Origin of the sequence: Bacillus sp. FJAT-52991 (assembly GCF_037201805.1) — a bacterium.
GTDB lineage: Bacteria > Bacillota > Bacilli > Bacillales > Domibacillaceae > Bacillus_CE > Bacillus_CE kandeliae.
This window is the reverse complement of sequence record NZ_CP147404.1, coordinates 1,626,739-1,639,956: the sequence shown is the minus strand read 5'-3', so window position 1 is coordinate 1,639,956 and position 13,218 is coordinate 1,626,739. Positions and strand designations below refer to the sequence as shown.

General features: G+C 37.5%; 10 protein-coding genes and 2 riboswitches. Of the genes, 5 read left to right on the top strand and 5 right to left on the bottom strand.

Annotated features, from left to right (window positions below; all coding sequences use genetic code 11):
• Positions 1 to 36: 36 nt before the first annotated feature.
• A riboswitch (TPP riboswitch) is annotated at positions 37 to 137 on the bottom strand.
• A 212-nt stretch (positions 138 to 349) separates the two neighbouring features.
• Positions 350 to 1,546, bottom strand: a complete 1,197-nt coding sequence (gene gltS / locus WDJ61_RS08320; RefSeq protein ID WP_338754393.1) for a sodium/glutamate symporter — start codon at positions 1,544 to 1,546, stop codon at positions 350 to 352.
• A gap of 127 nt (positions 1,547 to 1,673) precedes the next feature.
• On the opposite strand from gltS, the gene WDJ61_RS08315 reads away from it, so the two are divergent.
• The gene (locus WDJ61_RS08315) at positions 1,674 to 2,597 is read left to right on the top strand and encodes a LysR family transcriptional regulator (RefSeq protein ID WP_338754392.1); all 924 of its coding nucleotides are present in this window, start codon (positions 1,674 to 1,676) and stop codon (positions 2,595 to 2,597) included.
• A 169-nt stretch (positions 2,598 to 2,766) separates the two neighbouring features.
• Here WDJ61_RS08315 and WDJ61_RS08310 read toward each other — a convergent pair whose 3' ends face one another.
• The gene (locus WDJ61_RS08310) at positions 2,767 to 3,993 is read right to left on the bottom strand and encodes an MFS transporter (RefSeq protein WP_338754391.1); all 1,227 of its coding nucleotides are present in this window, start codon (positions 3,991 to 3,993) and stop codon (positions 2,767 to 2,769) included.
• A gap of 97 nt (positions 3,994 to 4,090) precedes the next feature.
• On the opposite strand from WDJ61_RS08310, the gene WDJ61_RS08305 reads away from it, so the two are divergent.
• Entirely contained in the window at positions 4,091 to 4,585 is a 495-nt protein-coding gene (locus WDJ61_RS08305) for a L,D-transpeptidase family protein (protein WP_338754745.1), read from the top strand.
• 174 nt (positions 4,586 to 4,759) lie between these two features.
• Here the strand turns inward: WDJ61_RS08305 and WDJ61_RS08300 are convergent, their stop codons facing one another.
• The 3 genes from WDJ61_RS08300 to WDJ61_RS08290 all read right to left on the bottom strand — a co-directional run bounded on the left by WDJ61_RS08300 (position 4,760) and on the right by WDJ61_RS08290 (position 8,723).
• On the bottom strand, positions 4,760 to 5,851 hold the full coding sequence (locus WDJ61_RS08300; protein ID WP_338754389.1) for a branched-chain amino acid aminotransferase: 1,092 nt from the start codon (positions 5,849 to 5,851) through the stop codon (positions 4,760 to 4,762).
• A gap of 340 nt (positions 5,852 to 6,191) precedes the next feature.
• Positions 6,192 to 7,883, bottom strand: a complete 1,692-nt coding sequence (locus WDJ61_RS08295; RefSeq protein ID WP_338754387.1) for a PAS domain S-box protein — start codon at positions 7,881 to 7,883, stop codon at positions 6,192 to 6,194.
• 267 nt (positions 7,884 to 8,150) lie between these two features.
• Positions 8,151 to 8,723 (bottom strand): GNAT family N-acetyltransferase, encoded by a 573-nt coding sequence (locus WDJ61_RS08290; protein ID WP_338754744.1) that lies wholly within the window; start codon positions 8,721 to 8,723, stop codon positions 8,151 to 8,153.
• Between the two features lie 93 nt (positions 8,724 to 8,816).
• Positions 8,817 to 8,932, top strand: a riboswitch (TPP riboswitch).
• Between the two features lie 122 nt (positions 8,933 to 9,054).
• Between WDJ61_RS08290 and thiC the strand changes: the two genes are divergently transcribed.
• From thiC to proB, 3 genes are all read left to right on the top strand, one after another.
• Complete coding sequence (gene thiC, locus WDJ61_RS08285) at positions 9,055 to 10,800, top strand: phosphomethylpyrimidine synthase ThiC (RefSeq protein WP_338754386.1); 1,746 nt, start codon at positions 9,055 to 9,057, stop codon at positions 10,798 to 10,800.
• A 338-nt stretch (positions 10,801 to 11,138) separates the two neighbouring features.
• The gene (locus WDJ61_RS08280; RefSeq protein ID WP_338754385.1) at positions 11,139 to 11,780 is read left to right on the top strand and encodes a CoA pyrophosphatase; all 642 of its coding nucleotides are present in this window, start codon (positions 11,139 to 11,141) and stop codon (positions 11,778 to 11,780) included.
• Between the two features lie 314 nt (positions 11,781 to 12,094).
• A complete protein-coding gene (proB, locus tag WDJ61_RS08275; RefSeq protein ID WP_338754384.1) occupies positions 12,095 to 13,210 on the top strand; it encodes a glutamate 5-kinase in 1,116 nt (371 codons plus the stop codon).
• Positions 13,211 to 13,218 lie beyond the last annotated feature (8 nt).

Here is a 13,218-nt window from a genome sequence, read left to right as displayed (position 1 = left end):
GAACCAACATTTAAGTGAGAAAATCACATCAAATGATGGCACTTGTCCGTACTTCCCTACGCTGGTATGACCCAGTTCAGGTTCAAAGAGTTGAGGAATATCCCTCTCTCAGTCAATCGACACCCCTAGTGGACTTGCATTATTCTAATATATCATAATTTTTTCTATTAGAACAGTGCGATTAATCGTTCACCGGTTTTATTCATTAAAATAAGCTTCTACATCAATATCCATAATAAGGTTAAATGAATGTTTTTCGTTTCTTCCAGCTCTACTTTCAACACTCAAAAACAAGGATGAAAATTTTTCAAAATAACAAAAACCCGCAGAATGATCTGCAGGTTTCTCATTACTTAAATAATTCTATACTTGTTAAAATAATCGGCATCGCTACGATATCAACTAAGAAGGAGCCGGCGATTGGCACGATCAAAAAGGCGTTTCTTGACGGACCAAATTTTGATGTAACAGCAGACATATTCGCCATCGCATTCGGAGTGGCTCCAAGACCGTGTCCGAGCATTCCACTGACCATAACAGCTGCATCGTAATTTTTCCCTAGTACACGGAAAACAATAAACACAGTGAAAAGCGTAATAAAGATAACTTGTGCTGCAATAATTAATAACATTGGTAACGCAAGGTCTGCAATTTCCCAAAGTTTAATGCTCATTAATGCCATTGCCAAGAAGATATTTAAAGAAATATCGCCGATGATTTGCACAGTTGGCATATTGATGAAATCTTCGTTCACCTTATCAATGATAAAACGAGCAATAACAGCTACAAGCATACCTCCAACATAAGTAGGCAATGTTAAACCTGTTGCGCTGGCAAATAATTCACTTAAATAGGAACCAAGAGCCATACAGAACGTGACTAGAAACATTTGACGCATCCATGTTTTTTCATCACTTAATCGCACTAAATGTTCCTTTTTCGGCTCTTCCATTTTTTCTACTTTGTCGGTATCTGATTTCAAATTGTACTTCTTCATTAAGTATCCCGCTGTTGGTCCACCAACTAGACCACCACAGACAAGACCTAATGTAGCCGCAGCAACTCCGATCGTTGTCGCTGTTGCAAATCCAAGTTCTTCCATCGTGCCACCGTAAGCAGCCGCTCCTCCATGCCCACCTGACATAGAAACCGGACCGCATAAAATACCGATTAACGGATTGATATCCATTAATTTAGATAACGAAATTCCAATGACATTTTGCATGAAAACTAGAATTGTACACATGCCCCAATAAATCAGTAGTAATTTCCCACCAATTTTAAGTAAGGTTGTACTCGCTCCTAAACCAACCGTAGTGAAGAAAGCTAGCATAAACAGACTTTGCAATGATGTATCAATCGTAATCTCCACGATGTTAAGTTGGTTTAAGATTGTTACGATGATTGCAAAGAATAAACCTCCGACAACTGGGGCCGGTATGCAAAATCTATCGAATAATGGGATTTTTTTAATTAGGAAAGAGCCTATCATAAATACTAATATAGCCAAAAACAAACTTGTTACTTGGTTAAATTCCATATACACACTCCTTAGTTATTCTTGCTGTAAGCGTTTGCTATAGTATAGTATACAAAAGACAGTATATATATTCTAATACTACATTTCAATACTGATATAGTTTTTTTCTATACCTAGTAAAAAGGAGCGTCTTATGGATTTTCGTAAATTGCAATATTTTGTCGTAACAGCCCAAGAACAAAGCATTTCAAAAGCTGCTATTCTTCTGCATATTTCCCAGCCTTCTCTCAGTCATTCCATAAAAAAATTAGAAGAAGAATTAAAATTTTCGTTATTTGAACGAACAGCAAAGGGGATTGAATTAACCGAACCTGGAAAGCGTTTTTACAATCGGGCACGAGAAATCCTCCAACACGTGCATAATGTAGAAATGGAGATTGAGGAAATTCAACAAATGGGGGAAGGAAAATTATCGATTGGTTTAATTGAATCCGTTCGAAACTGGCTTCCTAAAATGGTCGCTGACTATACGAAACAACATCCTAAACTAAAAGTAGAATTAAAAGAAATGCTCTCTCCAGACAGCATTATTCAAGCCTTAAATCGGTTGGATATTCATTTTGTTATTTCCAACCATAAAATTAAATCTGATTTAATTCATGTTCAAGAACTTTATTCCGAGCCTCTTGTTGTAGCAATGCATAAAAATCATCCATTAGCTAATTACCAACACCTTTACTTAGAAGATCTTGCGACAGAAGCCTTTATTGTCAGTACACATGGTTTGCAAACAAGAGAGAATTTAATTCAAATGTTTCAGCGTCACAACTTGTCCTTAAAAATTCAATTTGAAATCGAACGGTTTGAAATGGCCTGTCGTTTAATTGAATATAACGTTGGAATTGCGTTACTGCCAATCAATTCTATTAAAAGCTATCGAAGTGATGATATTATTTATAAATCCATTCAAGATGAAGCGATCTTTCGAACAATTTATTTACTGACGGTTAAAAATCGCTATCTCCCTCCTGTTGTAGAGGAATTCATTCAACTCCTTTTAACACAAGAAAATGATGGATTAGTTGAACATAACTGGATCATTGAGTCTTTCGTTTAAAGATTTAACGTCATAACAAGTGACCCGACCGACAAAACAAGGAAAACAAAGCCTTAGTGTTGTTTCTTGGTTTCATAGTAAGCACTTTCTCTCAAACTGTCTGACCATTTAAAACGAAATAATGAAGAGAGGGAGTTTTCCCTCCCTTTTTTCACTAATTTTTTGATTTCTATTGAACAGCATTTGAACTCGCTTGGCTTTTCATATGATACAAAGGTAAGATAAAAATCATACCAATGATAAATAAAACAGCCGCTGCTTGGTATAATGGAACAATCGAAAACATGTTCATTAAAGAACCAGCTATACTCATCGTGACAACCATCGAACCAGTAAAAAGCGGCATTAAGATCCCGTTTACTCTGCCAATAAAGTTCCCCTCTGTATTTTGCAAAATCATTGTGTTTATCCCAATTTGAATACATGGCATAAATAATCCACAAATAAATTCTGCTCCTAATGTGAGCCATAGGTTGGAAGATAGACCGATCACACTAATGCCCATCGCGTTCATAAGCATACCCATAATCAGCATTTTTTGAGGTGAAACTTTTTGAGAAAAGCTCATCGCCAAAGCACCACCGACAATCATTCCACTTCCATTAACCATTAATAACCACTGTAGATTTTCTTTTTCTAATCCTAGCCGTTCAATGACAAGAAAAATATTTAGCGGCTGAATTAATCCAATCCCAAGGCCTGCTGCCATAAAGCAAATACCTAATAACTTTAGTACTTTTCTGTCCCAAACGTACCGAACACCACTTTTCATTTCTTGAAGCAAAGTAGTTTTCTCTTCGGCCTCATCAGCCAGTTGATCCTTTGGAATGAAGGCTAACATTAAAGCTGAAAATAAAAAGGCTAGTCCTGTTATGAAAATCGAAGCATAAAGGCCAAGATTTTGATAAACCACTGTACCAAGTGCTGGACCTAAGATCATAAAAACAGCAAAAATTGTTTGATAAATAGACATTGCGGCCTGAACAAGAGAATCAGACAAATGCAATTTAAACAATTTCATGCCAGAAGGCTGGGAAAACTGTGAAAGAATAGATGAAATAAGCGTGGCAAGGAAAACCAGTTTCCATGTGCTAACCATCAATGCTAGTAAGACGGCAAATACCGATAATGCACTTAATATATCACACCAAATCATCGTTCTTTTTGGGCGCCAACGATCAGCAAATGTTCCACCAATAAAAGAAAAAATAAAAATCGGCGCAAATTCCGCTACAGAAATCATAGAAACGGCAAATGGATCCCCATTCGTTTGTTCCATAATAAAAAGCAACACCGCAAAATTCCGAATCCAAATACCTACCTGGAGAAATAAAGCAGAAGCAAGAATAGCTCGAACAAAAGGATTTTTTAATAAACCTGGCTGATCAGCGGACATAGAGTTCTCCTTTTCTAATCCTAAATAACATATAAATTAGAAATGAACATACACTTTATTAACAAAACTGGCCTTCTATACAAAGGTGGTGATCATCATTTTCCATATAGTAAAGGCAGGTGAAACGCTAACGTCTATCTCTCAAGATTATCGAGTCTCCTTGGCGGAACTGATAGAGGCTAACCCTGAAATTCAACAAAACCGCATTTACATTGGTCAAAAAATTACTATCCCAAGACTGCCCTCTCCTGCAACGATCCCTTATAAAATTTCCGTTTCTCTGTCTGCTCGAACCTTGACTTTGACGTATCGAGGAAGAATCGTCAAAGTTTATCCAATAGGTGTAGGGAAAATGCTGACTCGAACACCAGTTGGAACTTTTGTGATTATTAATAAAGCACCAAATCCAGGTGGCCCATATGGTACAATGTGGATGAGTTTATCTAAAAAGTCATATGGTATTCATGGTACAAATAATCCTGCCTCCATTGGAAAATACGTTTCTAAAGGCTGTATTCGAATGTACAATCATGATGTAGAACAACTCGCAAAAACTGTTCCAATTGGTACTGAAGTGAACATACATTATTAATTTTTACTGTAAAGACGTCTACTTATTTAGCTAGACGTCTTTTATTTATCCCGCATTAACGGGCCTGCAGGATGCAGGTTACAAAGGCGTTGCAACAGGACGTTGCGACGTTAGCCTTTGTTCTTCTTTTATCAGTGGGGGATGAAGAAAACCCCCACTGATTGAAGTTTCACTTTATTTTGCTACAGCTTCTTGATGGACTTCCACTACCCAATCAAATGGATCTTGTTCTGTTCCATTTTGAATGCCTGTAATTGTTTGATAAAGTCGTTTAGAGATTTCCCCCGTTTTGCCTTCATTAATGACAAGTTTCTCATCTTTCCAGAAAAACTCCCCAACAGGTGAAATGACGGCAGCTGTTCCGGTACCGAAAGCTTCTTCTAATTTCCCAGCTTTATACGCATCATATACTTCTTGCATAGAAATTTTGCGTTCTGAAACGGGTACTCCCCAATGCTTCAGCAGGTGAATAACGGAGTTGCGTGTCACACCTTCGAGAATGCTGCCATTCAATGCTGGTGTGACAACTTCTCCATCTATTTTAAAGAACACATTCATACTGCCAACTTCTTCAATATATTTCTTCTCTAATCCGTCTAGCCATAAAACTTGGGAGTATTCTTTTTGGCTAGCTACCTCTTGAGCTTTCAAACTAGAGGCATAGTTGCCTGCAGTTTTTGCTTCACCTGTTCCACCAGCTACCGCACGAACATAGTCGCTTTCCACAAGAATTTTTACTGGCTGAATCCCTTCTTTATAATACGAACCTACCGGTGAAAGAATGATAATGAATTGATAGCTGTTTGATGCATGGACCCCAAGAAACGGTTCCGTTGCAATAATGAATGGACGAATATAAAGTGATGTACCTTCTGCTGTAGGAATCCATTCTTTATCCACTAAAATTAATTTTTTTAATGCTTCTAAGGCTAGTTCCTCATCAATATTCGGAATACATAATCGATCGTTTGAACGATTTAACCTTTGCATATTTCTTTCCGGACGGAATAATAAAATCCGATTATCATTTGTTAAATAAGCTTTTAATCCTTCAAATACAGTTTGCCCATAATGAAAAATCATCGAAGCAGGGTCTAATGTAAGTGGCTGATACGGAACAACACGTGGATCATGCCACCCCTTCCCTTCTGTATAATCCATCACAAACATATGGTCAGTAAATATTTTTCCAAATCCTAATTGATTAGATTCTGGTTTTGGCTTTCTTTCGGGACTTAAATTAACTTGAATTGTTTTTTCTGACATTTTGCATAACTCCTTGCTGAATAAATATTTGGTTTAGAAAAATTCACCAATCAATAAATATATACTTATTATATTACAATTTTTTAGAATCTTTACACAATAGTTAAATGCAAAAAAATAAAAATTTTTCAAAAATATTATCTTAAAAAAAAGAAAAAAACATATTGACTTTGTGACAGGACTTTGCGTGTCTTAAATGCTCATTGTTTAAAATCTAATTTTGAATTTTGCACATAATGTATTGTTTTAAATTTTATCTGAGAATGAAACGAAACAAAAAATCGGGACTGCTATTAAATCTAGCACTCCCGATTAGCTCATTATATTTACTTCCTTTCACCTACTCCATCTTAAGTGGCAAACAAACTTGAACTTTTGTTCCTTTTTCTTCTTCACTTTCAAATAAAATCTTGCCTTTATGATGTCCGATGATTTTAAAACTGACCATGAGCCCTAAGCCGGTCCCTTTTTCTTTATTAGAGTAAAAAGGCTCACCAAGTCGAGGAATACGGTCTTGAGAGATGCCAATCCCCTCATCAATCACTTCGATACATACATATTTGTTGTCTAATTTTTTTGTTTTGACTAATAAATTGCCTCCAGTTGGCATGGAATCGATTGCATTTTTAATAAGGTTGAGCATCACCTGTTTTATTTGCTTCTTTTCTAATTTTACAAGTGGCAATTCTTGAGTAATGTCTGTTATCAGTTCCACCTTATGAAGTAATGCTTCTGGATGCATAAAACCGATAGTTTCATTTACTAGTTGATTAATATCATGCACTTCGAATTTTGTTTCTTGATTCGGTTTAGCTAACATTAAAAACTCCTGCATAATGGACTCAATTCGATCGAGCTCAGATAGTATAATCTCACTGTATTTATTGTGGGTTTCTTGTCCCCATAATTGCGTAAACCCTTTGATTGCTGTTAAAGGATTTCTCACTTCATGAGCGATTCCTGCTGCTAATTGACCAATTGCTCCTAGCTTATCTTGTTTGTTTAGTAATAGTTCTTTCTCTTTTAAATTAGAAATGTCCTGAGTTACTGTCGCGACCCGATGAAGATACTTTTGATCCTTTATCGGTGTTTTTCTTGACCTAAGCCACTTTATGCTACCATCTTCATGAACAATCCGATATTCTACTTCTGAATTTGTATTGGTCGATTTGAGAAATTGTTTAAATATTTCTTGATCTTCTTCATGAACCAGTTGATAAATAATACGAAAATTTTTATAAAACTCATCTTTAGAATGACCAAGTATTCTTTCATAAGATGGACTAATATATACTACTTGATTCACCAACAAATCAAAGACACAAAATATTTCATTTATATTTTCAGATATTTCTAGAAATTTCAATTCATGTTCTTTTAATTCTTTTACTTTGCGATCTAATAGTAAGGCTGCTTGAACTTTATCTGTAATATTTCTGCTAACTCCTACAACAGCCACAACATTTCCGTGAATGTCATTGACAGGTGTAATGGATACGACTGCATGTATGAGAGATTTATCTTTTTTTTGACGAATGGACTTATGGTTACGAACCATACTTCCATATTGAAGTACCTCTGAAAATATTCTCCTTTCTCCTCTCAAATGATAAGGAATAGTTGGCAGTTCTGTCCCGATCAATTCGTCTAAAGTCCAGCCGTAAACCCTTTCAAACGCCTCATTTACATTTATAATTTTGCCTTCAGAATTTAATATATACACAGGATCATTAGTAGTAGCCAAAAAGGCATCACACCATCCGAAACAACCAGTTGCTTCCGACACCTTTTGACCCATTAAATAAAACAACGTATTTTGCGGATCATAAATAATGTTCCATTTATAAATAAATAAAGCTCCAGTTCGATGAAAAATTCTTGCAGTAGTCGAAACAGAACAAGAGCTTTCTACGGCTTGTTTCATAAGTTCCATTACTTTTGTGTGTGGCTTGCTATCCCAAAGATCGAATATTGAAATAGTTTCATTTTTCGGATCTAATCCTGTCGTTTTAATAAATACAGGATTTCCCATCAACATAACACCTTCTACATTCATTGAAAAAATTAGATCCGAGCTGTTCTCCCAAAACCATTCTATATGTCTACCACTCATTATATTTATCATCGATTTATTGTTCACAAAACATCCTCTCCCTCTTTCTACTATGTCGAAATATTCGTATTTTTTCAGCAAAAACTTTTCAACAAATGATGAGCTTTTCCGACAATAACTTCTATAGATGAACGAAAGAAATGGATGGTAACATCTTTGAATCAAAAAACGCAACTAGTCCTATATTTATTTGTCTATCCGTGCGTACATACATGTATCTCTAATTTGACTGCCATCCGCAGATAATTGATCGTTTCTTATGATCCCTTCAAGAGTAAAATGTAATTTTTCTGCAATTGCACGACTCCTTTTATTATCAGGATCACATTTAATTTCTACTCGATTAGCCTCTAAATGATCAAAAGCAAAGTCAATAATCGCTTTTACAGCCTCCGTCATGTACCCATACCCTGAAAATTTAGTGTCTAGCCAGTAGCCAATTTCAAATTTACGTACCTTCCAATCCATTCGATGCAAACCAGAAGACCCGATAAATTCTCCTGTATCTTTCTTAAAAAGATGTAATCTTAAATCTTCACGCGTAATAAATTTTGCGTAAGCCTCTCTTACATTCGCCTCTGCCCCTTCAAGTGATTGCTCATGATGAACGAACGGAAGCCATGGTTTTAACTCATCGAAAGAGGATTGAATTGCCTGATATAAAGCTTCTCCATCACCTGGTAAGGGTATTCGAATATGCAATCTCTCCGTATAGATTTCTTGTGGAAAATCTATTAATATTGGATTCAATAAAAGCACCTCCAAATTTTTAAAAACATTATACCAGCTAGTTATCTTTTTTTCTTTACTTTCTACAAAATCTAGTATAAGGTGAAAGAGAAAATTGAATATTTTTCAAACTAGGGGTGTCCAGTAAGCTTGGGCTGAGAGAGAGACGCGAAGAAGTTTCTTAACCCTCAGGACCTGATCTGGTTCATACCAGCGTGGGGAAGTTTATATCTGTTTATTAGCGTGCGTTTTATGCTATTTAACTGATCATCAACCGGGTCCGTATTTTTATATGGCTCGGTTTTTTTCATGCGGCGGTAGAATCGGGTTTCGTCCTTTCATTGACAAAGGAGGAAAAACAATGAAAGAACAAAGACCAGATGAAACATTGAATTTAGTACGTAGTTTTCCAAAAAGCAAAAAAGTATATGTGAAAGGCTCTAGAGCGGATGTGAAGGTTCCTTTTCGTGAAATTGAATTATCTCCTACCATCACTTCAACTAGTGAAGAACCGAACGCTCCACTTCATGTGTATGATACAAGCGGATTTTATACGGATGACCAAGTAAGCATCCAGATTGAAAAGGGACTTCCAACCGTTCGTCATCAATGGATACATGAGCGTATTGACACAGAGGAATATGTAGGTCGTACGATCCGACCTGAAGACAATGGCTACAAAAATAAACCTTCAGATCAAGCTCTCATATTTCAAGGCCTTAAAAGAAAGCCTCTACGAGCAAAAAAAGATCATAATGTGACCCAGCTCCACTATGCTCGCCAAGGAATCATTACGCCTGAAATGGAGTTTATCGCTATAAGAGAAGGTATGAAAGCTGAGTTTGTTCGCAAAGAAGTGGCAGAAGGTCGAGCAATTATCCCTGCTAACATTAATCACCCTGAAAGTGAACCGATGATTATTGGACGTGCCTTTCATGTGAAGATTAATGCCAATATTGGGAATTCGGCTGTCACCTCCTCTATTTATGAAGAAGTCGAAAAAATGACTTGGGCGATTCGCTGGGGAGCGGATACGATGATGGACCTTTCAACCGGAAAAAATATTCATACCACGAGAGAATGGATCATTCGAAATTGTCCCGTTCCTGTTGGTACAGTTCCGATCTATCAAGCGCTGGAAAAAGTGAACGGTGTGGCGGAAGATTTAAATTGGGAAGTTTTCCGCGACACGTTGATCGAGCAAGCGGAACAGGGTGTTGATTACTTTACCATTCATGCTGGTGTCCGACTTCCGTATATTCCACTGACAGCGAAACGAATGACAGGAATCGTTTCCCGCGGAGGCTCGATTATGGCCCAGTGGTGTCTAGCTCACCATCAAGAAAACTTTTTATATACGCATTTTGAAGAAATCTGTGAAATTATGAAAACGTATGATGTCGCTTTTTCACTAGGAGACGGATTACGACCTGGTTCCATTGCTGATGCCAATGATGAAGCACAGTTTGCAGAACTTGAAACGTTAGGAGAATTAACAAAAATTGCTTGGAAACATGATGTACAAGTGATGATTGAAGGTCCTGGACATGTGCCTATGCATAAAATTAAAGAAAACATGGATAAGCAATTGGAGATGTGTATGGAAGCTCCTTTTTACACACTCGGTCCATTAACAACTGATATTGCTCCGGGGTATGATCACATTACCTCTGCCATCGGTGCAACGATGATTGCTTCATATGGAACAGCAATGCTATGTTATGTCACACCGAAAGAACATTTAGGGCTTCCGAATAAAGAAGATGTGCGTGAAGGGGTCATTGCCTATAAAATCGCCGCTCATGCAGCTGATCTTGCAAAAGGGCATCCACGAGCTTCCTTGCGTGATGATGCTCTTTCTAAAGCTCGATTTGAATTCCGCTGGCACGATCAGTTTAATCTTTCGCTTGATCCAGAACGAGCACTTGAATACCATGATGAAACACTCCCAGCAGAAGGTGCGAAGACGGCCCACTTTTGCTCGATGTGTGGACCGAAGTTTTGCAGCATGAAAATCTCACACACTATCCGTGAAATGGAAGTGGAAAAAGGGCTAAAAGAAAAAGCCGATGAATTTCGCCAATCAGGAGCGGAAATTTACCAATGAACATCGAAAAAGCCCAAATACTAAAAAGTGAAATTGTTACACTAGAAAAAAAAATGATGAAGTTAAAGCAAGAACTATCTTCTCTGCAACAAAATTGCGCTCATCATTTTGAGAAAAAATCGTTTGTTCGAGTATGCAAAAAGTGCGGGTATTCTGATAGTACCTTATGGTAAATGTTCTTATGATCTAACTCCCACAATTCACTTGTCAGCTAGAGATATAGGTTCGAATTTGTGGGGGTAGATCCTTCTCTTATTCTATTTTGATAGACTCTTCTTTTCACAAATGTCTATAATTGTTTTATAATTAAAGAAATGGGTAAAGAAAAGAGGAAACATATGAAAAGAGAGCAACTACTTAATCAATTCCGTGACCGAAAACCAACGATTTTAGGCAGTGAGCACTTCTCAAAATATGCTGTTCTCCTTCCATTGATCGAAAAAGAAGACGAGATTCATATATTGTTTCAAGTTCGCTCCCTTCAAATGAGAAAACAGCCAGGTGAAGTCTGTTTTCCAGGTGGGAGAAGTGAAGAATTTGATAAAAATGAGCTTCATACGGCCATTCGTGAAACATCTGAAGAACTGGGCATCCAACAATTAGGCATTACACAAGTATTCCCACTAGATTTTATCATTTCTCCGTTTGGCACAATCATTTATCCATTTGTAGGTTCTTTACCATCAGAATACGAACTACATCCGAACCCTAATGAAGTAGAAAAAATATTTACTGTGCCGCTTGATTACTTACTTCACTACTCTCCAAAAAAGCATCATATTCATTTTAAAGTAGAGCCGGAAGCGGACTTCCCCTTCGACCTCATTGTTGGGGGAGAAAACTACAATTGGCAAACACGAAAAATGGATGAGTATTTTTATATTTATCAAAATCAAATTATTTGGGGATTAACAGCAAGAATTTTAAAGCATTTTCTAGACTTAATTAAAAATCAATCCATCGATTTTAAAAATATTTAACTCATATACTCTTGACAAATCGGAAAAACTATAGATAATTGTAATAATTATGAATAATTGAACGATAAAGGGATTAGTAAATTTGTGAAATGTGCTAGAGAGTGGAGTCCGCCGGCTGCAAGGCTCCTCACAGGAAGCAGTTGAACCTGCCCTTTGTAATATCGCCTATGGAAACATAGGCCGTCTCCCTCGTTACGGGATCGAGCGGGCGCAACTTGCGCCAAAAAAGGTGGTACCGCGGATCAGCATGCCCTCCGTCCTTTTATGGATGGAAGGGGCATGCTTTTTTAAATTCTAAAAAAGGATGATTTACCGTGAAGAAATACCGAGTAGTTGTGAAAATTGGAAGCAGTTCATTAACGGATGAGCAAGGAAATATTGTCGAGGAAAAAGTATTGGATCACGTCCAAGCGATCGCCAAAATGAAACATGAAGGCCATGAAGTCATCATCGTTTCTTCTGGTGCGGTGGCTGCGGGATTCCAATCATTAGGCTATACATCAAGACCGAAAACAGTCGCTGCCAAACAAGCATCAGCCGCAGTAGGCCAAAGTCTATTGATTCAAAAATATATCTCATTGTTCGCTCCCTTTCATCTAGCGGTCGCACAAATGCTCTTAACACGAGAAGACTTTTACAATCGCGGACGCTTTCAAAACTTTTATACAGCGATGTCAGAGCTATTACGCGCAGGCGCAATCCCTATTATTAACGAAAATGATTGCATTTCTATTGAAGAGCTGACCTATGGAGACAATGACATGCTATCTGCCCTTGTGAGCGGCTTTGTTCAAGCCGATGCTCTCATCATTCTAACGGATATTGACGGACTGTATGATCGTAACCCTAAAACGAATCCTGAAGCGAAGCGATTTCATTTTATTCCTGAAGTAACTGAAGAAATGCTTGGTTATGCGGGTGACAGTGGTTCATCTATTGGTACTGGTGGAATGAAATCAAAGCTGATCGCCGCTGAAAAAGCGCTATCTCTTGGCGTTCCTGTGTTTGTTGGTACTGGGGAAGGAGCCGATAAATTGCTAGACATGCTTGAAGGAAAAGGCAATGGCACCTATATCGGCTCTCCTTTTAAATCTCATATGCAAATGAAAAAGCAATGGATTGCTCACCATGCAAAGACCTCTGGAAATGTGATAGTGGATGAAGGTGCTGAAATGGCCGTTCTATCAAAAGGAAAGAGCCTGCTTCCTGCCGGCGTGATCTCAGTAGAAGGTTTATTTTATCCAATGGATGTGGTCAATGTTATGAATAAACAACGAGAGATTATCGGCAGAGGGCAAGTGTTTTATTCTTCAGTCGACCTCGAAAAAATAAAAGGCCTGTCCAGCTCAGAAGCAAAGGTGTACTCGATTAATGAGCGAGCGGAAGTGATTCACCGCGATAACTGGGTTACTACTAACATCATTAAATAATAAATAGG